Annotated in this window: 19 protein-coding genes; 6 read left to right on the top strand and 13 right to left on the bottom strand. The window is 69.0% G+C overall.

What is annotated here, in order from left to right; translation table 11 throughout:
- Positions 1-36: 36 nt before the first annotated feature.
- Positions 37-1077: an XdhC family protein gene (locus ACFTWF_RS07355; RefSeq protein ID WP_378460602.1), complete on the top strand. Its 1041-nt coding sequence runs from the start codon at positions 37-39 to the stop codon at positions 1075-1077.
- A gap of 53 nt (positions 1078-1130) precedes the next feature.
- Here ACFTWF_RS07355 and ACFTWF_RS07350 read toward each other — a convergent pair whose 3' ends face one another.
- From ACFTWF_RS07350 to ACFTWF_RS07290, 13 genes are all read right to left on the bottom strand, one after another.
- On the bottom strand, positions 1131-1865 hold the full coding sequence (locus ACFTWF_RS07350; protein ID WP_378460601.1) for an MBL fold metallo-hydrolase: 735 nt from the start codon (positions 1863-1865) through the stop codon (positions 1131-1133).
- A 71-nt stretch (positions 1866-1936) separates the two neighbouring features.
- Positions 1937-3085 carry an MBL fold metallo-hydrolase gene (locus ACFTWF_RS07345; RefSeq protein WP_378460600.1) on the bottom strand — a complete coding sequence of 383 codons (1149 nt, stop codon included), beginning with the start codon at positions 3083-3085 and terminating at the stop codon, positions 1937-1939.
- A complete protein-coding gene (locus ACFTWF_RS07340) occupies positions 3086-4216 on the bottom strand; it encodes an FAD-dependent monooxygenase (RefSeq protein WP_378460599.1) in 1131 nt (376 codons plus the stop codon).
- On the bottom strand, positions 4213-5862 hold the full coding sequence (locus ACFTWF_RS07335) for a thiamine pyrophosphate-binding protein (protein ID WP_378460598.1): 1650 nt from the start codon (positions 5860-5862) through the stop codon (positions 4213-4215). Before ACFTWF_RS07335 ends, ACFTWF_RS07340 begins: the two co-directional genes overlap by 4 nt.
- Complete coding sequence (locus tag ACFTWF_RS07330) at positions 5855-6637, bottom strand: SDR family oxidoreductase (protein WP_378460597.1); 783 nt, start codon at positions 6635-6637, stop codon at positions 5855-5857. The genes ACFTWF_RS07335 and ACFTWF_RS07330 overlap by 8 nt, the downstream gene beginning before the upstream one ends.
- A gap of 17 nt (positions 6638-6654) precedes the next feature.
- Positions 6655-7404 carry a 3-oxoacyl-ACP reductase family protein gene (locus ACFTWF_RS07325; RefSeq protein WP_378460596.1) on the bottom strand — a complete coding sequence of 250 codons (750 nt, stop codon included), beginning with the start codon at positions 7402-7404 and terminating at the stop codon, positions 6655-6657.
- 2 nt (positions 7405-7406) lie between these two features.
- Entirely contained in the window at positions 7407-7913 is a 507-nt protein-coding gene (locus ACFTWF_RS07320; RefSeq protein ID WP_072949171.1) for a cupin domain-containing protein, read from the bottom strand.
- Between the two features lie 14 nt (positions 7914-7927).
- Positions 7928-8710: an alpha/beta fold hydrolase gene (locus ACFTWF_RS07315; RefSeq protein ID WP_378460595.1), complete on the bottom strand. Its 783-nt coding sequence runs from the start codon at positions 8708-8710 to the stop codon at positions 7928-7930.
- Positions 8707-9636: a VOC family protein gene (locus tag ACFTWF_RS07310; RefSeq protein ID WP_378460594.1), complete on the bottom strand. Its 930-nt coding sequence runs from the start codon at positions 9634-9636 to the stop codon at positions 8707-8709. The genes ACFTWF_RS07315 and ACFTWF_RS07310 overlap by 4 nt, the downstream gene beginning before the upstream one ends.
- Before the next feature lie 200 nt (positions 9637-9836).
- Positions 9837-11345: an aldehyde dehydrogenase gene (locus ACFTWF_RS07305; RefSeq protein WP_378460593.1), complete on the bottom strand. Its 1509-nt coding sequence runs from the start codon at positions 11343-11345 to the stop codon at positions 9837-9839.
- Positions 11342-12724 (bottom strand): MFS transporter, encoded by a 1383-nt coding sequence (locus tag ACFTWF_RS07300; protein WP_378460592.1) that lies wholly within the window; start codon positions 12722-12724, stop codon positions 11342-11344. Before ACFTWF_RS07300 ends, ACFTWF_RS07305 begins: the two co-directional genes overlap by 4 nt.
- A 116-nt stretch (positions 12725-12840) precedes the next feature.
- Complete coding sequence (locus tag ACFTWF_RS07295) at positions 12841-13551, bottom strand: ABC transporter ATP-binding protein (RefSeq protein WP_378460591.1); 711 nt, start codon at positions 13549-13551, stop codon at positions 12841-12843.
- On the bottom strand, positions 13548-14588 hold the full coding sequence (locus tag ACFTWF_RS07290; protein ID WP_378460590.1) for an ABC transporter permease: 1041 nt from the start codon (positions 14586-14588) through the stop codon (positions 13548-13550). Before ACFTWF_RS07290 ends, ACFTWF_RS07295 begins: the two co-directional genes overlap by 4 nt.
- Positions 14589-14714: 126 nt before the next feature.
- Between ACFTWF_RS07290 and ACFTWF_RS07285 the strand changes: the two genes are divergently transcribed.
- The 5 genes from ACFTWF_RS07285 (at position 14715) to ACFTWF_RS07265 (ending at position 19766) form a co-directional block, all read left to right on the top strand.
- Positions 14715-15905: a histidine kinase gene (locus tag ACFTWF_RS07285; RefSeq protein ID WP_378460589.1), complete on the top strand. Its 1191-nt coding sequence runs from the start codon at positions 14715-14717 to the stop codon at positions 15903-15905.
- Entirely contained in the window at positions 15902-16525 is a 624-nt protein-coding gene (locus ACFTWF_RS07280) for a response regulator (protein WP_378460588.1), read from the top strand. The genes ACFTWF_RS07285 and ACFTWF_RS07280 overlap by 4 nt, the downstream gene beginning before the upstream one ends.
- Before the next feature lie 55 nt (positions 16526-16580).
- On the top strand, positions 16581-18065 hold the full coding sequence (locus ACFTWF_RS07275) for an adenylate/guanylate cyclase domain-containing protein (RefSeq protein WP_378460587.1): 1485 nt from the start codon (positions 16581-16583) through the stop codon (positions 18063-18065).
- Between the two features lie 101 nt (positions 18066-18166).
- Positions 18167-19336: an LLM class flavin-dependent oxidoreductase gene (locus ACFTWF_RS07270; RefSeq protein WP_378460586.1), complete on the top strand. Its 1170-nt coding sequence runs from the start codon at positions 18167-18169 to the stop codon at positions 19334-19336.
- Between the two features lie 4 nt (positions 19337-19340).
- Positions 19341-19766, top strand: a complete 426-nt coding sequence (locus ACFTWF_RS07265) for an SRPBCC family protein (protein WP_378460585.1) — start codon at positions 19341-19343, stop codon at positions 19764-19766.
- The last annotated feature ends 54 nt before the right edge of the window (positions 19767-19820 follow it).

Below are 19820 nucleotides of genomic sequence, written 5' to 3'. Positions count from 1 at the left end.
CCAACCCTGATGCGCATACCGAACTGCGAGGCATTCGTGAACTCCGTTCTCCACGACATCTACACCGAATGGGAGGCTGACCGCGCCGTCGCGGTCGCCACCGTCATCGCCACGCTCGGGTCGTCCCCGCGAGATCCCGGCGCCATGCTCACAGTCCATCAGGACGGAACCGTGGTGGGCAGCATCTCGGGCGGCTGCGTCGAGGGCGCCCTGTATGAGACTGCCCTCGACGTCCTCACCACCGGCCACCCCCGAATCGAGCACTACGGCCCGACCGGCAACATCCTCGAACCCGGACTGACCTGCGGCGGATCACTGACCGTCCTCGTGGAACGAGTAGACCGGGCCACCATGCCACAACTCGGCAGGGTGATGAGCCGAGTACTCCGCGACGAAACCGTCACCCTCGAGACGGTCCTCATCGGACCACAAGCTGGTACCCACCGCATCGCACACGAACTCGACGCACCCACTGGCCTGACCTCCACCGGAACGCTGATACGCCGCTTCCCGTCCCGGCCACGGATGATCATCGTGGGCTCGACCGATTTCGCAGCGGAAACCGGCTACCTCGGCACCAGAATGGGCTACCGGGTCACCCTCTGCGATGCCCGCCCTACCTTCACGACACCGCAGCGATTTCCCCATGTCGATGAGGTCGTCTGCGAATGGCCGTCCGACTGGATCGCACGCGAACGCAACGAAGGCCGATTCGATTCCCGCACAGTCATTGTCGTTCTCACCCACGATCCCAAGATCGACATCCCCGTCCTCGTCGAATGCCTCGACACAACCAAATGGGCAGAACCCCTCGTCTACATCGGCGCCATGGGGTCACTCACCGCCGATACCAACCGACGACGAGAACTCGCCGCTGCCGGTGTCCGCCCCGAACACCTCGCTGCCCTATCGAGCCCCATCGGCCTTGACATCGGCAACCGCGGCCCCGCCGAGACCGCCATCTCCATCGCCGCCGAAATCATCACCCGACGCGCGATCGACGCGGTCCCATCGAGGCAACCTCATCGGTGCGATTTCCCTCTCCATGGCGAAGGAACCGCGCGTATCGCTCCGTAGTCCGGTCAGCCGAGGACCCCGTCGAGCGAGACGAGCGCCAGGTTGCGTTTCTATCAGGCCTCGGCGCGGAACTTTTCCTGCTCGGCCGCCAGCCGATCCTCGTACGCCGCCGCGAGGTCGTGGAGACTCTGCCCGCAGTCGCCGGCGAAGACCGGCGCGTGCATCGGCGCCAGCAGCAGTGGTTCCAGAGCGGCGAGGTCCCGGATCGTGGGCCCGAGGGCCGGTGTCAGGCACGTCGCGCTGCCCATGTCCTCCGCCGCGATGGCGGGGCCGACGATCTCTTCCTCCGTGGAAGGCGGGTGATGGCCGAACGCCGTGAACAGGTCGCCGCTGAACAGCGTCTGCGTCGTCTCCTCGAACATCAGGCCGGCGTCCCACCCGTGGGGAACGTGCGGGGTGTCGAGGTGACGGACCCGCCGGGTGCCCGTCTCCAGCACGTCACCGTGCTGCAGCGGACGCGGCATGCGATCCGCCAGATCGTTGACCTGCACGAAGCACCCCATCGCCCCGTGCGCGACCTCGGCATTCGGCGCTGCCGCCAGCCACGAGTTCATCGCCCCGCACTCGTCGGCCTCGACGTGCCCGAATGTGATCCACCGCAGCCGGGCGAGCGGAATCAGCCGGGCGACCGCCGCGGACACATCCGGGAACAGCGCACGCTGACCGGTGTGGAACAGCAGCGCTTCCTCCCCGTCGACGAGGAACTGGTTCATGATCAGATTCGGCTCGTCCAGATATGTGGACAGCCGATAGATGTCGGGAGCGATCTCGGTAATCGTGGTGTCCATCCCTGGCTCCGATCACGTCGCGGGGTCGTGAGATCCACCCTTCTCGGGACAGCGACGGCGCGCAAGATCTGCTACCGCCGCTGCCCGACGCCGATCCGGACGAGATCGTGCCCTACCGTCACCGCGCCGGCGAACGTGGACTTCACGCCTCGTTCCCACTGGTCGTCGGTGACCTGCCGGGGGTCGCCCGGTCCGATGTGGGAGAGAACCACCTGGCGGACGTCCGCGTCGGTGGCGACGCGCCCGACGTCCTGTGCGGTGGTGTGCGCCTGAATCATGTGCTCGACCAGTGCGGGACCCGACGTCGCGGCGTAGAAGTCGACATCGATCACCTCGTGGACGAGGATGTCCGATCCTTGCGCGAGCCGAACCACGTTGGGCGATTTCGCGGTGTCGCCGGAGAACGTGACGGCGCCGTCCTCGGTGTCGAATCGGTAGGCCAGCGACGGGTAGACGGGGCCGTGCGGGACCAGCGTCGCGGTGACCCGCACCCGATCGTCCTCGAATACGGGGAACGGTTCCATCTCCGGTGCGGTGTTCTCGGCCGACGCGCCCGACGACTCCGGCGGCAGCACGTCGTGCAGCGACAACATGCGGTTGTAGTCGGTGCCGGCGCCCTTCTCCGCGTTGCGGATGTTGGTGTCGTAGGCGTATGCGTCGAGAACACCGGTGAAGAGTTGACTCAGCCCGGGAGCGGGGGTGAGCGGATTCCGAATCGGGATGGTCTTACCGGCTCGCGGGGTCGGCAGGGCGCCCGCCGAACCGGGGCCGTAGACGGGCACGACACCCCGCGCCGTGTACGACGGCGTGCCCCCGACCAGCCAGAACACGTTGACCAGGTCGGCGATGTGGTCGCTGTGCATGTGGGTGACGAAGACGCCGCCGAGTGAGTCCGCGGAGATGCCGGCCTGGATCAGCTTCCGGCTCGACCACGGACCCGCATCGATGAGATAGGGCCTGTCCCCGACGACCAGCACGCTGGATGCGCCGCTGCGTCCCGGGACGGCGATGGGTCCGGCAGCGGTTCCGAGCAGAGTCAGCGTCGTCGCGTAGCCGTCGACGTCACCGGACAGCTCGTAAGCGTCCGGTGGCGTCGCGCCGCTCGGTTGCGACTCCGAAGTGTGCGATGCGCAACTCGTCGCGGCGACGGCGGTGGCGGCCGAACCCAGCAGGGCCAGTGCCCGCCGCCTCGACAGCGACTGCCGGCCAACGGGTTCCATCTACACGCCCGCTCGGACCGCGGCCAATTCCAACGGCACCTGCCAGGCGTCGTATTCGTAGACCCAGTCGCCGTTGCCGGACACTTTGAGCCATTCGTTGGACCGCGACCCGCGCTGGATCCGCGAGGTGCGCTCCAGGCGCGTGTGCTGGTAGGTCTGCAGGGCGACGGCGGGGTCGTCGAACAGGCTCAGGCAGCGGGACAGGACGACGGCGTCTTCGATGGCCATGCCGGCGCCCTGCGCCATGAACGGCATCATCGGGTGCGCGGCGTCGCCGAGGAGCACCGACCGGCCGTCGGTCCATGATTCCAGCGGATCACGCACGTACAGCGCCGATTTCAGGACGTCGTCGCACGCGTCGAGGAGGGTGCGGGCCTCGGGGTGGAAGTCGCGGTAGAGGTCGCGCAGTTCGGTGACGGAACCGGGTGTGGTCCATGATTCCTCGGTCCACTCGTCCTGCGCGCAGGTCGCGAAGATGAAGATGTCCTTGCCCTGGTTGAGGGGGAACGTCACGATCTGGGTCGATGGATTCGGTCCCCACCACTTGGTGAAGCAGTCGAGGTTCGGCAGGTCGCCGACGCGTTCGGTGGGGACCACCGCGCGGAACGCGACGACCCCGGTGAACGTCGGCTGTTCCCGGCCGAGGAGCGCGGTCCGGACCGCGGAGTGGATGCCGTCGGCACCGACGATCACGTCCGCGGAAGCCGTACTGCCGTCGGCGAATTCGATGCGTCCGTCCGCGATGCCGCTGACCCGGCGGCCCATGTGGACAAGCCCCGACGGCAGCCGGTTTTCGAGGGCGGTCATGAGGTCGCCGCGGTGCAACGTCAACTGCGGTGCGCCGTACTGCTGTTCCGCGGTGTCACCCATCGGCAGCCGCGACGTCTCGACGCCGGTGTCCCACGTGCGGCTGATCCGGAACTGCGGCCGGGCGGCCGAATCGCGGATCGCCGGCCCGACGCCCAGTCCGTCGAGCGCCCGGACGGCGTTGGGGGTCAGGTTGATGTCGGCGCCGACGCGGGCGAACTGCCGCGTCTGCTCGTACACGGTGACGTCGAGGCCGAACTTCCGCAGCGCGAGGGCTGTGGCCAGGCCGCCGATTCCGCCGCCGCACACGGCGATGGTGGTCATCGGGTTTCCTTTCCGGGAACGGTCACGGGCGGGGTGAACGGGGCCGGCATGTCGCCGTAGGAGGCGAGATCGACCTCGACGATCACCGGCGCCTGCCGCGACACGGCATCGGCCAGCACGTCGTGGGCCTCCGCGGCACCACCGATCCGCAGGTACGGCATGCCGATCGACTGCGCGAGCAGCGGGAAGTCGGGAGTGACGAGGTCGACGGCGTAGGTGTCGTCGCCGCTGCCCTTCTGCATGTTCCGCAGCACACCGTAGCCGCCGTCGTTGAACACGAGCAGCACCAGCCACGGCTTTTCCTGTGCCATGGTGAGGATCTCGCCGAAGTGGACGGCCAGTCCGCCGTCGCCGACGAGGGCCAGGGTGGGGCGGGTCTCGTCGGCCAGTGCGGAGCCGATGGCCATGCCCAGGCCCTGCCCGATGCCGCCGCCGCGGGGGAACACGTTGGACTTGGGATCGAACATCGGCAGCAGCCGGTTGCCCCAGGAACTCGACGCGATGGTGACGTCGCGGGCGATCACGGAATCGTTCGGGAACGCGGCGCGCACGGCGTCGCAGAGCACGGCGTGGTCGCCGAGTCCGGCGCGCTGCTTGCTGCGCACCAGTTCCCGCGTAGCGCGGGCTCGTTCGGTCCACGACGCGTCGACCGGGGCCAGTTCCGACAGGCTCGTCAGGAACGTGGCGACGTCGGCGGTCACTCCGGCCTGCGCGGGGTAGACGCGGCCGAGCGCCGCCGTGTCGAGGTCGACCTGCACGTGGACGTCCGGGACGGGCATCGAGTAGTCGCCGGTCTCGTTGGACCGGAAATGCGTTCCGAGCGAGAGCAGCAGGTCGGCGTCCTGCAGGAGTTCCCGGCCGGCCGGGGTGTTGCCATAGTTGCCGATGCACAGCGAGTGGTCCTCGGATACGGCACCGCGTCCGGAGTTGCTGGTGAGCAACGGGACTCCCCACCGTTCCACCAGCGCGGTCAGCTCGGCGCCCGCGGTCGCGACGCCGCCGCCGGCCCAGATCACCGGGCGTTCCGCCGACCGCAGGAGGGCGAACGCGACGGCCAACTCGTCGGCGTCCGGCGTGCGCGGCGCCTCCGTGACCGGCTCGGCCTCGTCGATGACGTGCTCCGCGTACTGGAGGTCGATCGGCCATTCGATGCTCGACGGGCCGCCGGGCGCGGCGAGGGCCGCGGCGACGCCTTCCCGCAACACCTTTCCCGCGCTGTCGGTGTCGAGGATGGTGGCGGCGTGCTTCGACGTCGCCGTCAGCATGCCGAGTTGGTCCTTGGTCTCGTGGATGAACCCGCGGCCCGAACCGAGGTAGCGGCTCTCGACGTTACCGGTCACGTGCAGTACCGACGTTCCGGCACTGAGGGATTCGATCAGCGACCCCGCAGCGTTGCCGGCTCCCGTGCCGGTGCTGGTGAGCGCGCAGCCGAGTCCACCGGTGGCCCGGGCGTATCCGTCGGCAGCGCTGACCGCGGTGGCCTCGTGCCGCACCGGCACGAACCGCAGGTGCTTGGCGACCGCCTGGACGAGGGGCTGATTGTGGACGCTGACGATTCCGAAGACGGTGTCGACACCGGCCTCCCGCAGCACCTGCACCAGCAGGTCGCCGCCGTTGCCAACAGACATGGTGTTCCTCTCAGACATAGCGCGCGACGCCTCCGCAGACGTCGAGGCTGGTGCCCGTCACATACGACGAGCGGGGGGACAGCAGGGTCACGATCATGGCGGCCACCTCGTCGGCGCGGCCGAACCGGCCGAGGCCGATGCCGCGGTCCTGGGCGATCTCCGCCTCCCAGTCGGCGAATGTGGCGTCGGTGCCGGACTCTTCGTAGCGGCGCCGCCACTGGCCGGTGTCGACCAGTCCGAGCGACACCGAGTTGACGCGGATGCCGTCGGCGGCGAGTTCGAGCGACAGGGACTTGCTGAGATTCAGCAGCCCGGCCCGGGCGGCGCTGGTGGTGACTAGCCGCGGTTCCGGCTGCCGGGCGAGGACGGCGGAGATGTTGACGATGGCCGCCGCATCCGACTTCCGCAGCGCGGGCAGGGCGGCGTCGACGGTGTTGAGGACGCTGGAGAATTTCAGGTCCAGTTCGTCGCGCCAGTCGTCGAGGGTGGCCTCGCCGCGGGGCACCATCCGCGACTTGCCCGCGTTGTTGACGAGGCCGTCGAGGCCGCCGAAGCGATCGACGCCCGCGGCGACGAGACCGGCGACCGCGGCAGGGTCCCGCACGTCGCACGAGGCGGTGAGGACCCGCTCGCTGCCCGGCAGCGGCGCGATGACGGCGTCGAGCCGGTCGCGGTCGCGGGCACAGGTGACGACGTTGGCACCCTCCTCGAGCAGCATCGCGACGGTCGCGAGCCCGACGCCGGAACTTCCGCCGGTCACCAGGTGGGTGCGGTCTTTCAGTTGCAGGTCCACGCCGTGGTCCCCTTCTTCTAGTGCAGGACGAATCCGCCGTTGACGACGAGTTGCTGGCCGGTGATGTACGACGCCTCGGGCCCCATCAGGAATGCGACGGCGCCGACGAGGTCGTCGGGGCGTTGCGGCCGCTCGAGCGCCCGGTTCAGCCGGTACAGCTCGTGCCGGTGCTCCGGAACCTGTTCTGCCGATTCGCTTTCCGTCAGCCCGGGCGACACGGTGTTGACGGTGATGCCGTGCGGACCGAGGTCCCGCGACATCGCCCGGGTGAGGGCCGCGACCCCGCCCTTGGATGTGATGTAGTGCGCGAGGCGCGGCGAGCCGTACAGGGCGGCGTCGGAGCCGATGGTGACGACCCGACCGCCCCCGTTCCCGATGATGGCGGGAACGAGTGCCCTGCTCACGAGGAACGTGCCGCGTAGGTTGACGCCCAGCACGCGGTCCCACTCGTCGATGCCGAGTTCGTGAATCGGTTTGCCGCCCACCCCGTCGGCGAGCGCGGCGTTGTTGACGAGCCCGTACAGCGGTCCGCCCGCGGTGACGGTGGCCGCCATGGCGTCCACCGACCCCGGGTCGCGGAGGTCGACGTGGACGAACTGCGCCTTCACCCCGTCCGCGCGCAGGCTCTCCGCGGCCGGCTCGCCCCAGTCGGCCCGGATGTCGGCGAGCCAGAGCGTGGCCCCGTCCGCACCGAGCCGGCGGGCGATGGCCAGGCCGAGGCCGCGACCGGCACCGGTGACGACGATGTTCTTCCCGTCGAGAGTCACGATCAGTCCCGCGTCACACCGTGCATGGCCGACGTCTCGGGGTACGTCGGGATCTGCGGCTTCTGCGCGCCGATGATGACGCAGAACAGGGCGTCCTTGTCGCCGTTGTTCTTCAGGCTGCGGGGCACACCGGCGGGGACGACGATCATGTCGCGGTAGCCGAGGGTGCGCTTCTCCACCTGGCCGTCGCGGTGGACGCCGACCTCCACCTCGCCCTCGAGGACGAAGAAGGCTTCCTCGGCGTCGTGGTGGGTGTGCTCGGGGCCCTCGGCGCCGGGGGGAAGCAGCATGTTGGAGAACGTGAATCCGCGCGAACCGATGGTCCGGTTGTCGTTCTCGTGGTTACCGGTCGCGCCGGATCCGACGTAGCGGATCTGCGCGCGCTTGAACTGGTCGCCGGCCTTGGCCTGGAAGCCCAGGGTGTCCCAGTCCTCGTGGCGGGAGCCACGGGTGAGGATGAGCGAGTCGGTGAATTCCTTCAGGTCGGCGGTGCCGTATTCGAGTGTCATGTCGTGCTCCTTCTCTAGAGGTGGTTGCGCAGGCGTTCGGTGATGTGGATGAAGGATTCGACCCAGGCGTCGAAGGCGTCGGGTCGTTCCTGGTTCGCGAGGTGTCCCGCACCCCGGACGGTGACGAACACGGCGCCCGGGATGCCCCCTGCGAGAACCTGACTCGCCGGGATTCCCGTCACCGTGTCCTCGTCCCCGCTGAGAACGAGTGTGGGAATGTCGATCTTCGGGAGGTCGGCGGTGTGATCGGTCGCGGCCATCGAGTCGGCGGCGTACCCGTAGCCGGGCAGCCGGATCGATGCGGCCATGATCGCGGTGGCCTTGGCCACCAGCTCGTCGTCGGCGTTGCCGGACAGCAGTCGCGGAGCCCGCTCGGCGGCAAAGGCTTCCGCACCGTCCCGGTCGAGCGTCGCGGCCCGGGAACGCATCCGGTCGGCGGTCTCGCGGTCCGCTCCCGAGCCGACGGTGGAACTGCCGAGCACGAGGCTCCGCACGAGTCCGGGGTGGCGCAGCGCGAGCCGGGTGGCGATCACGCCGCCCCACGACATGCCCAGGACGTGGGCGCCGGCGTCACCGCAGCGGTCGCGGATGACGTCCGCCGCGGCGTCGGCGTAGTCGTCGAGGTCGAACGGACGGCCGGGGTCTTCGCTGCGGCCGTAGCCGGGGGCGTCCCAGGCCAGCAAACGCAGCGACGACGACAGTTCGTCGAACTGCGGCGCGAAACTGTCGGCGCTGCCGCCGATCCCGTGCAGCATGAGCAGCGCTGGGCCGGAACCGGATTCGACGACGTGCGTCACGATGCCCGCCTGAGATCGAACCGCTCGAACGCACCCGGGTCGGGGACGCCGGCCATGTGGTAGCGAACCTGCTTGGACGGCGGCCCCGCGGTGCCCCACAGGTCGGACAGTTCCGGCACCCGGCGCCACACCTTGCACAGCCACCGGTCCTCGTCGACCTGCGCGATGCCGGACGTGTACTCGCACACGAGCCCGGCCGGGTCGGCGAAGTAGGAGAACGTGTTGTCGCCGGGGCCGTGCTTGCCCGGACCCCACAGCGGCGTCGTGCCGTGGTGGCGGAGCCGGCCGATGCCGCGCATGAAGTGGTCGACCGTGGGCATCTCGTAGGCGACGTGATTGACGGACGTCCACTCGGCCTGGTTGAACGCGATGCTGTGATGGTCGGTGTTGCAGCGCAGGAACGCCATCTGATGCTCGGACCAGTCGGAGACCCGCATGCCCAGCACGTCGCAGTAGAACTGCACCGCTGCGTCGATGTCGACGGTGTTGAGGACGACGTGCGTGACGCCCACCGGCACGGCGTCGTCGCGGCCGAGTTTCGGGACCGCGAGCGCGTCGGCGAGAAGTTCGACGACGCGGCCCTCGGGGTCGACAAGGCTCACGCCGTAGCCGCCGCCGAGGTCGTCGACCGGCCCCGGGCCGCTGACGATCGGGACGCCGCGGAGTTCGAGCCGGCGGGCCGCCTCGTCCACCTCGGCGGGAGTCGCGACGGCGAACGTGATCCGGCCGAGGCCGTTCCGCTCCGCCTGGGTGAGCTGCAGCGCATGGTGGTGCTCACCGGTCCCCCGCAGCCAGGCGCCGTCCGTCCCCTGCTCGACCACGCGCAGCCCCCACACGTCCGAGTAGAACTCGGTGGATTCGACGCTGGCCTGCGTGCGCAGTTCGACGGAGCGCAGGCACCGCAGCCGGGCTATGGGTTGGTTCATCGCATGCCTCCAGTTGCTTAGATCTCAATATCTTAGCGCTAAAGTATTGGGTCGTACAGAGCTGATCGAAATTTCTTTCCGTCCCGCTACCGCGCCCCTTTCCGTGCGGCCTCGTGCGCCGCCCTCTTCGCCGCCCAATGTGACGTTGGTTCAGTCAGACTGCACCGGTGTGACATTGGGAGACGCCACGGGCGGGTCGCTCAGTCTGCCCAGGGATTGGGTTCCTCGTCGAGGCCCCAGTAGATGCTTTTCTGCCGCGAGTAGGCGGCGATGCCTGCGCGACCTTTTTCGACGCCGAGTCCGCTTTCCTTCACGCCGCCGAAGGGGGTGGAGATGCTGAACTGTTTGTAGGTGTTGATCCACACGGTGCCTGCCTGGAGTCGGCGGGCGAGTTTCCAGGCGCGGCGGTAGTCGGACGTCCAGACTCCCGATGCGAGTCCGAACACCGAATCGTTGGCCTGTGCAATGAGATCCGCTTCGCCGTCGAACGGCAGCACCACGAGGACGGGTCCGAAGATTTCCTCCTGGCAGGTGCGTGAGCTGTTGGGCAGTCCGTCGATGACGGTGGGCAGGTAGTACGCGCCGTCGCGGAGTCGCTCGTCGTCGGGGATCGCTCCGCCGCACAGGATGCGTCCGCCTTCCTCGCGGGCGAGGTCGACGTACGCGGCGACGCTGTCGCGGTGCCTGCGGTGGACCATCGGCCCGATCTGGGTGTCGGGGTCGCGGCCCGGTCCGAGGCGCAGTCGCTGCGTCTTGGCCACCAGTTTCCCGACGAATTCGGTGTAGATGCGGCGGTCGACGAACAGCCGGGAGCCGGCGATGCAGCTCTGCCCGGTGGACGAGAAGATCCCGTACATGACGCCGTTCACGGCGGCGTCGAGGTCGGCGTCGTCGAGGACGATGGTCGGCGACTTGCCGCCCAGTTCCAGCGACACGGGCATCAGCTTCTCCGCCGCCGCGTGGGCGATGGACCGTCCGGTGTTGGTGCCGCCGGTGAACGTCACCTTCCCGACGTCGGGGTGGGTGACGATGGCGTCGCCGACGACGGAACCCTTGCCCGGCAGCACCGACAACAGCCCCTTCGGCAGCCCCGACTCGTCGATGAGCCGGGCCAGTTCCAGAGACACCAGCGGCGTCCACTCGGCGGGCTTGAGGACGACGGCGTTGCCTGCCGCGAGGGCCGGGGCGATCTTCTGGGCGTCGCTCGCGACCGGGGAGTTCCACGGCGCGATGGCGCCGATGACGCCGATCGGTTCGTGGACGCTCATCGTGAGGAAGTTGCCGCGCGGGGCGGTGAGGTCGTCGTCCGCGGTTTCGAGGACGCCGGCGAAGTAGCGGAACGTGCCCGCGGCGCTGCCGACGAGGGCCGTCGTCTCGGCGACGGTCTTGCCGGTGTTGTAACTCTGCAGCAGTGCGAGCCGGGAACTGTTCGCCTCGATGGCGTCGGCGATGCGGTGCAGGTACTTCGCCCGCTGGTGCGGGAGCAGCGACCGCCACGCCGGGTCGTCGGCGGCGGCGCGGCCCTTCCGGACCGCTTCGTCGGCGTCGTCGGCGGTGGCCTGGTGGATCACCTGCAGGGTCTCGCCGTTCGACGGGTCCGTGACGGCGAAGGCGGGGCCGCTCGCCTGCCGCCACTCGCCGGCGACGAGGATGCGGTCGGCGACCGGGACGAACGGCAGCGTCCGGGGTGCGGTGTCGAGAACGGTCACTGGGAGATCTCCTCGAGTGTCTTTTCGCGGGTCTCGACGGCGAAGAAACCGACGACGAGGGCGCCGATCAGCGCGACCGCGGAGAACATTCCGAACACGACGGTGAGCGTGCCGCCCCCGTCGAGGATGGCGCCGACGGCGAGGGGCCCGACGATGATGCCGAGGCGTCCGCTCGCTCCGCCGATCGCGCAGCCGATGGCCCGCATCCGGGTGGGGTACAGCTCGGCGGTGTAGACGTAGAGCGCCATGTTGACGGCGAAGACGAACAGCGCGGACCCCGCCGACCAGAGCAGGACCTTCGTCGCGGTGTCGGCGCCGGATGCCGCGAGCAGGAAGAGCAGCGACGAGCACAGGACCATCGACGCGGTGATGCAGATGCGACGACCGAGGTTGTCGATGAGGAAGGCGACGAGGACGCAGCCGATCAGGCCGGCGACGCTGGTGACGATGCTGTAGTGCAGGGCGGTGCCGACGCTGACGTGGAACGCGGATCGGTACAGCGTCGGCAGCCAGGACGCGATGCCGTAGTTGACGAAGTAGGCGCAGCCCCAGATGGCCGCAAGCATGAGGGTGCGGCGCAGATAGATGCCCCGGAAGGCCTCCGCGAACGTTCCGCGGCGGGCGTCGACGGCGACGGCGGGCAGCGGCTGCGGAGCCGGGAGCGTCTTGCCGTACTTCTCGGTGATCTCGGTTTCGATGCGGGTCATCGCGTTGTGCGCGTCCTCGAGACGACCACGGGACGCGAGCCAGCGTGGGGATTCGGGGAGCTTCCACAGCATCGGCAGCAGAATGACGGGCAGCGCGCCGAGCGCGAAGAGGATCTTGTAGCCGTAGTTGGGGACGATCCACGCCGACACGATCGCCGACATCACGAGTCCGATCGGAAAGATCACCTCGTAGAGCAGCACGAATCGTCCGCGCTTGTGGGCTTTGGTGATCTCGCCGATGTAACTCGCCGCGACCGGGACCTCGGCGCCGAGGCCGATGCCCTGCACGAACCGGAAGACGAGGAACAGCATCAGGCTGTCGGTGAACGCCATGCCCAGGCTCATGACCGCGTAGAGCGCGAGCGAGGCGATGATGACGTTGAGGCGACCGACGCGGTCGGCGAACCAGCCGCCGGCGAGTGCGCCGACGAGCATGCCGATGCCGCCGATGGCGATCACCCAGGCGATGTCGCCGGGGGTCAGACCCCATTTGGGGGTGAGGACGGGGAGCGAGTACGCGATCATCAGCTGGTCGAAGCCGTCGAAGAACGTGACGGCGCCGACGATGACGCGTGCCTTGATGTGCCACCTGCTCATCGGCAGGCGTTCGAGTCGGGCGCTGATCATCTCAGCTGTGGCAGCCATGGCGGGCGATACCGTCGTCATGAGCATCCTCAGGGTCGGGTCGAGGCATTTACTTAAGCCCTCAAAGGCTTACCACTAAGATGTAATCTCACGCACATGAGAAACGTCAACCCTTGACTTCGAAAAACTACTGTGAGTACTTATCAACCCCCCGCGGTTAACAAGTACTCACGGGTGAGCGAGCCGTCGACAACGCGGTGGACTGCATCCATTCTGCACAGATGCGTGCGGTCGTGTGTCACGAGCAGCGTCGCGACCTCGCGTTCTCGTACGACACCGAGGATCAGATCCATGATCGCGGCGCCCCGTTCCCGGTCGAGCGCGCTGGTCGGCTCGTCGACGACCAGCAGCGACGGGTCGTTCATCAGGGCCCGGGCCAGGTTGACCCGCTGCCGCTGCCCACCCGACAGCTGCGCCGGCCGTTTCCCCGCGTGGTCGGTCAGCCCGACCGCGTCGAGCAGGTCGCGGGCCTTCGCGCGCCCCGCCCGCCGCGGCGTCCACAGCCGCTGCCCGAGGTGCGTCATCACCTCGAGCTGTTCGAGGGCCGTCAGCGACGACACCAGATTGGACTGCTGGAACACGATGCCGATCCGTTCCCGGCGCAGGGCCGACGCGTCGCGCCGGCTCAACGCGGTGAGTTCCGTCGTCCCGAGGCGGACCGACCCCGAGTCGGGGCGGATCAGTGTCGACGCGACCGCGAGGAGTGTCGACTTTCCGGAACCGGACGGACCGGTGATCGCGGCAATCTGTCCGCGGTCGACGGTCAGCGATACCGAGTCGAGGGCTGTGACGCGTCCCGCGCCGTCGGGATAGGTGAGGGTGACGTCGTCGAGGGTGAGGGCGGGGGTGGTCATCGTGTGCTCCCGAGGGCGGTGAGGGGGTCGGTGGTGACGAGGAAGCGGAGCGCGACGGCGGCGCCGAGGAGGCCGAGCCCGACGAGGGCCGTGGCGGGCAGGACGGTGGTGGAGGCGTCGAGCACGAACGGGACTGAGTCGCCGATCATCGACCCGGCCACCGCCGCCACCCCGACGCCGCCACCCACACCGGCGAGCAGGACGACGAGTGCCTGCCCGAGCGCGTCCCGCACGAGCGACCCGGTCGACGCGCCGAGCGCCTTCAACGTCGCGACGTCCGGGGTGCGCTGCAGGGTCCATACCGTGAAGAACGCGCCGATCACCAGCGCGGAGATCGCGAACAGCATCACCGTCATCAACGTAAGCGACCCGTTCTCGGACGTGTAGGAGCCGATGGCGGACAGGGCGTCGGCCACCGTTCGGGAGGTCGTCCCCGCGACCGTGTCGGAGTCGTCCTCCCCGCCCGACACGGCCAGCACGGTCGCGACCCCGCCGCGCGGGTTGGCGTGCTGCCAGTCGGCGAGTGTCATCCACACGACGGGACTGTGGCTGTACCAGTCGTCGCCCCGGACGGCGGCGACGGTGAACGTGCCGCCGTCGATCGTCACCTCGTCGCCGGCGGAAACCCCGAGCGACCGCGCCGCGCCGTCGCCGAGGATCACGCTGCCGGGCGTGCCCGGTGCGCGGTCGCCGACCCCGCCGTCGGCGCCGACGAACGCCACCGTCTTCGATGACCCGCCCGGGACGGACGCCGTGCCGCGGGCGATGCCGATCGGGTCGACCGCGGCGCCGCTGCCCTGCCACACCGCGACCTGCTCGGCCGTCAACACGGACTCGTCGAACGACGGGCCGTCGCCCGTATCGGCGAAGACCACCGACTCCGAGCCGAGGAGTTCCACGGCGGACACGTTCTGGTGGCGCAGTCCGGACGTGAGTCCGCTGAGGAAGGTCACGAGTAACGCAATCAGCACCACGACGACGGATATCAGCGCGAATCGACCGCGCGCCGCGCGCAGGTCTCTCGATGCGACGAACACAGGTAGTCCTCTCCACGACCGCACTCGCGGCCTCCGAACTCACCGTGCCCCGATAGCCGCACCGTTCCATCGCACGTCGGATGGACTTCCCGGCCGTCGAAGGTCGGGTACCCGCTCCGACTTTCGATGGATGCCGGGCCACCACACCTCGATAAGCTGGGCGAGGTGCACCGGTCCCCTCTCACTCCCGTGTTCGCGGGTCTCCAACTCGGACTGCACGCGCTGATCGCGGCGCTCACTGCAGTGGTGATTCTGCGCGCCGTCCTCCTGGATGCACCGCAAGCGCCGGCCATCGTGGTGCTGTCGGTGGCGTTCCTCGCGGTGTACGCGGCGGGAGCCACACGACGTCTGCGCGGGGCGTGGTGGCTCGCAGCCCTGACCGCACTGTGGATGGCGCTGATGGTCCTCGCCCCCGACGCCGCCTATCTCGCGTTCGGGCTGTTCTTCCTCTACCTGCATCTGTTGCCGCGACGCTGGGGAGTCCTCGCGGTCGCGGCCGCGACCGTGGTCGCGGTGGTCGGAACCGGAATGCACCGCGGCTGGAGCGTCGCCGGGGTCGTGGGGCCGGTGATCGGCGCGTGCGTCGCGGTCGCCATCGGACTCGGCTACCGGGCCCTGTACCGGGAGGCGGTGGAGCGACAGCGCCTCATCGACGAATTGACCAGCACCCGAGCCGAACTCGCCGAACAGGAACGGGCGGCGGGTTCCCTGGCCGAACGGGAACGGCTCGCGCGCGAAATCCACGACACCGTCGCGCAGGGCCTGTCGAGCATTCAGATGCTGCTCCACGCCGTCGAACGCGCGGCCCCCGAGCACCCCGCCCGGGACCGCATCCGGCTGGCCCGGGAGACGGCCGCCGACAGCCTCGCCGAAACCCGGCAGCTCATCGGCGATCTCACACCCGCCGTCCTCGACGGACAGTCCCTCGCGGACGCACTCGCGCGGATCTGCACGCAGGCGCGGAGCGACACCTTCGACACCATCGCCGTCGTCGTGGGCGATCCGGTGCGATTGCCGATGCCCGTCGAGGCGGCGTTGGTGCGGATCGCCCAGGGTGCGGTGTCGAACGTGGTCCGCCACGCGCACGCGTCCCGGATGGCGGTCACCCTCACGTACTACGAGGACGCGGTCCGGTTGGACGTCGTCGACGACGGCACCGGATTCGATACCGCACTCCTCGACCGCGAACCGTCGAAAGCGTTCGGGCTGAATTCGATTCGCCGTCGCGTCGAGCTGCTCGACGGGACGATGTCGGTGGAGTCGGAACCAGGACTGACCGCGGTCGCGGTGTCGTTCCCACTCGAGGCCGGCGCATGATCCGACTGCTGCTCGCCGACGACCACGCGATCGTCCGCGCGGGCCTGCGCGCCCTCCTCGAGCACGAGGACGACATCGAGGTGATCGGCGAGGCCGCCACCGCCGAGGCCGCCGTGGCGTTCTGCGCGACGACACCGGTCGACCTCGTGCTCATGGACCTCCGGTTCGGCTCGGGCACGTCCGGCGTGGACGCCACCCGAAGCCTGCGGTCCCAGCCGGACCCACCGCACGTACTGGTCGTCACCAACTACGACACCGACGCCGACATCCTCGACGCGGTCGCGGCGGGCGCCGCCGGATACCTCCTGAAGGACACGCCCCCGGTCGAACTGCTCGCCGCCGTCCGGGCGGCGTCGGCCGGCGACAGCGTCCTCTCCCCGGCTGTCGCGTCGAAACTGATGACACGGGTCCGCCGGCCCGCGACCACTCTCAGCCCACGGGAAATCCAGGTGCTGACGCTCGTCGCGGCCGGGCGATCCAACCGCGAGATCGGCAAGGACCTCCTCCTGTCCGAGACCACCGTCAAGTCTCATCTCGTGCACATCTTCGGCAAGCTCGGCGTGAAGTCGCGGACGTCCGCTGTCGCCCGGGCTCGCGAGCTGGGCTCCATCCCCAGGTGAGCGGCAAAGCGTCCGGACCCACACTTTGCCGCTCACATGCGTTTAGGCTGGGAAAATGGACCCACCGGCCGTCCGTTACGTGGAGCGGGACGGGCATGCGCTGGCGTATCAGGTGGTGGGCGCGGGCGCATCGGACGTGGTGTGGCTGTTCGAGATCAACATGCACCTCGACCTGATGTGGACGGACCCGCAGATTCATTACCTGATGGAACGGGGCAGCACGTTCGCGCGCACGGTGTATTTCCAGCAGCGTGGGCTGGGGTTGTCCGACCCCGTCGAGCACCTGCCGACGCTCGAGGAGCAGGCCGACGACCTCGTCGCGATCATGGACGAGGTCGGGATGCGGCGGGCCGTGCTGGTCGGAGTGGCGAGCGCGAGCGGCGCTGTCGCGCTCGTCGCCGCCCGGTCACCCGACCGAGTCGCCGGTCTCGTCCTCATCCAGCCGTTCGCCGAACGGCTCCTCGGCGGTGGCCACGACCCGGAAGGCTGGACCGGTGGCGAGCGGGACGCGTTCGTCACGGGGTGGCGGGACGCGGCGCAGAATTGGGGGTCGGGGGCGACGGTCCCGCTGTGGGATCCCCAAGAGGATTCGCCGTTCAACCGCCGGCTGATGGCGATGCTCGAGCGCAGTTCGGCGACCCCGACCGTCGCGCAGGCGCACATGGAGTGGATCTTCCGGCTCGACTTTTCCGACACGCTGTCGTCGGTCCAGTGTCCCGCACGGATAATGCTCGTCCCCGGCAGCCCGGTGCCGGTGCCGGCCGCGCGGTACGTCGCCGACCACATCCCGCGCGGCAGTTTCCACCTGCTGCCGCCCTCGCCGCCCGGTTCGTCGCTGGGGGAGGCGTGGAAGCCGATCATCGACCACGTCGAGCAGATGGCCACCGGAGGGCACCCGGAGCCCGACGCCGGCCGGTTCCTCGCGTCCGTACTGTTCACGGACGTCGTCGGATCCACCGAGGTGCTCGCGCGGATCGGCGACGGCGCCTACCGCGACCTCCGCGCGGCGCACGAGTGGCAGGTGCGGGATGAGGTCGAGAAGGCAGGCGGCCGGGTTCTCAACGTCGCCGGGGACGGCACGTTCAGCATCTTCGACGGCCCGGCGTCCGCCGTCCGCTGCGCGCGGTGCATCGTCGACGGCGCCGGGGCGCTCGGACTCGAGGTGCGGGCCGGAGTCCACACCGGGCAGGTGGAGCGGAACGGTCCCGACGTCAGCGGGATGACCGTGCACGTCGGCGCCCGCATCGCCGCGACGGCCGGCGCCGGCGAAGTGCTGGTGTCGAGAACTGTCCGGGATCTGGTGGTCGGATCGGGACTGCGGTTCGCCGACGCCGGGGAACACGACCTCAAGGGCGTGCCCGACCGCTGGACCCTCTACTCCCTCACCGACGCCGACCACGCGCCGCGGACGCTTCCGCACCGGGCGCCGAAGCTCGGCATGATCGACCAGGCGATCCTGCGGACGGCCAAACGCGCACCGCAGGCGCTCCGCGCACTCGTCGGCGCCGCCAACGCGAGGCAGCGACGACTGTCGCGCTGATCGCCGCTCGGCGCGAAGTGTCCTCTTTCGAGGACTACACGTGGTGTGCACCCGGCCATAACGTTTCACTCACTGTTGCCCCCGTCACACAGGAGTGATCAATGAGCAAGCTGAAGTTCGGAACGTTTCTGGCGCCGATCCACACACCGGGACAGAATCCGACGCTGCTGTTGCAGCGTGACCTGGAGTTGGTGCAGCTGCTCGAGAAGCTGGGCTACGACGAGGCCTGGTTCGGGGAACACCATTCGGCGGGCTCGGAGATCTACGCGTCGCCCGAGATCATGATCGCCGCCGCCGGGGAGCGGACCAGTCGGATCAAGCTGGGTACGGGCGTGACGTCGGTGTCGTACCACAATCCACTGTGGGCGGCGGAGCGCATGGTGATGCTCGACCATCTGACGCACGGCCGCGCCATGTTCGGCCTCGGTCCCGGATCGCTGCCCACCGACGCCGCGATGCTCGGTCTGTCCCAGATCGATACGCGTGAACTGCTCGCCGAGAACACCGACATCATCATGCGTCTGCTGCGAGGCGAGACCGTGAGCGCCAAGACACGGACCCACACACTCGTCGATGCATGTATTCAGATGGCACCGTATTCCTCTCCCCTGTTCGACGTGGTCGTCGCCGCGATCGCCTCGCCGACGGGAGCGCGCCTGGCGGGCCACCACGGAATCGGGCTGCTCTCGATCGCCGCAACGCTGACCGCAGACGGATTCAGCGCCCTGCAACACCACTGGGGAATGCTCGAGGAATTCGCGACGCTGGCGGGCCGGAGCGACGACGTCGACCGCTCGAAGTGGCGTCTGGTGGGCCCCTTCCACATCGCCGAAACCCGGGAACAGGCCTACCGCGATGTCGAGCACGGCATCGAGCACTGGTTCAAATACCTGCAGCACGTTGCCGCGTTCCCCCAGATGGCGGTCGAGGGCGAGAACAAGCGCGAGATGATCGACTTCATCAACAACTCCGGCATCGGCGTCATCGGCACCGCGGAGGAGGCCCGCGCACAGGTTCAGCGCCTCGTCGATCAGTCCGGTGGCTTCGGCACTCTCCTTCTGCAGGGCCATGATTGGGCCAACCCGCAGGCCACCGCACGGTCGTACGAGCTGTTCGCCCAGGACGTCATGCCGTTCTTCCAGGGGCAGGCGCAGCCGATGCTCGACGCCGACGCGCGGGCCCGCCGCGTCCGGGAGGGGCAGGCGGACGAGCACCGGAAGGCCGTCGAACACATGACGAAGAAGTACGAGGCCGAGCTGGGGCGGGTGTAGGACGATGGCCGAGATCAGCATTCAGAAGCAGTTTCCCGTTGCCGCCGAGACGGTCTGGGCTCGCATCGGCGACCCGGGGGCCATTGCCGAATGGATTCCGTCGGTGGCGTCCGCCCGGATGGAGCAGAAGATCCGTCATCTCGTCTTCGCCGACGGCCAGCCGGCCCGTGAGCGGATCACCGAGCACAACGACGACGAACGCCGGTACACGTACGAGTACGTCGACGGTCCGCTTCCGTTGAAGCAGTACCGGTCCACCATCTCCGTGGTCGACTCGACGTCCGAGGCGTCCACGGTGGACTGGACCGCGACGTTCTCCGCCGACTCAGAGGCGGTCGAAACGGAACTGACGGCGGCGATCGAATCCATCTATCGCGCCGCGCTCGACGAGTTGTCGAGCCTCGTCTCGAACCCCTCCGTCCGCGGATAGACCGTGTTCGGAGTCCGCCGCTGCCCGGCGGACTCCGAACGATCAGCCCCGAAG

It is taken from the genome of Rhodococcus sp. NPDC056960, from assembly GCF_042674125.1.
Lineage (GTDB): Bacteria > Actinomycetota > Actinomycetes > Mycobacteriales > Mycobacteriaceae > Rhodococcus_F.
This window is presented reverse-complemented; position numbering and strand designations above follow the sequence as displayed.

What these genes read in the sequence shown, in the direction of transcription:
- ACFTWF_RS07350 (WP_378460601.1), bottom strand. Translation starts at nt 1,865, where the DNA reads ATGGACACCACGATTACCGAGATCGCTCCCGACATCTATCGGCTGTCC.
- ACFTWF_RS07345 (WP_378460600.1), bottom strand. Translation starts at nt 3,085, where the DNA reads ATGGAACCCGTTGGCCGGCAGTCGCTGTCGAGGCGGCGGGCACTGGCC.
- ACFTWF_RS07340 (WP_378460599.1), bottom strand. Translation starts at nt 4,216, where the DNA reads ATGACCACCATCGCCGTGTGCGGCGGCGGAATCGGCGGCCTGGCCACA.
- ACFTWF_RS07335 (WP_378460598.1), bottom strand. Translation starts at nt 5,862, where the DNA reads ATGTCTGAGAGGAACACCATGTCTGTTGGCAACGGCGGCGACCTGCTG.
- ACFTWF_RS07320 (WP_072949171.1), bottom strand. Translation starts at nt 7,913, where the DNA reads ATGACACTCGAATACGGCACCGCCGACCTGAAGGAATTCACCGACTCG.
- ACFTWF_RS07310 (WP_378460594.1), bottom strand. Translation starts at nt 9,636, where the DNA reads ATGAACCAACCCATAGCCCGGCTGCGGTGCCTGCGCTCCGTCGAACTG.
- ACFTWF_RS07300 (WP_378460592.1), bottom strand. Translation starts at nt 12,724, where the DNA reads ATGCTCATGACGACGGTATCGCCCGCCATGGCTGCCACAGCTGAGATG.
- ACFTWF_RS07295 (WP_378460591.1), bottom strand. Translation starts at nt 13,551, where the DNA reads ATGACCACCCCCGCCCTCACCCTCGACGACGTCACCCTCACCTATCCC.
- ACFTWF_RS07285 (WP_378460589.1), top strand. Translation starts at nt 14,715, where the DNA reads ATGGATGCCGGGCCACCACACCTCGATAAGCTGGGCGAGGTGCACCGG.
- ACFTWF_RS07280 (WP_378460588.1), top strand. Translation starts at nt 15,902, where the DNA reads ATGATCCGACTGCTGCTCGCCGACGACCACGCGATCGTCCGCGCGGGC.
- ACFTWF_RS07275 (WP_378460587.1), top strand. Translation starts at nt 16,581, where the DNA reads ATGGACCCACCGGCCGTCCGTTACGTGGAGCGGGACGGGCATGCGCTG.
- ACFTWF_RS07270 (WP_378460586.1), top strand. Translation starts at nt 18,167, where the DNA reads ATGAGCAAGCTGAAGTTCGGAACGTTTCTGGCGCCGATCCACACACCG.
- ACFTWF_RS07265 (WP_378460585.1), top strand. Translation starts at nt 19,341, where the DNA reads ATGGCCGAGATCAGCATTCAGAAGCAGTTTCCCGTTGCCGCCGAGACG.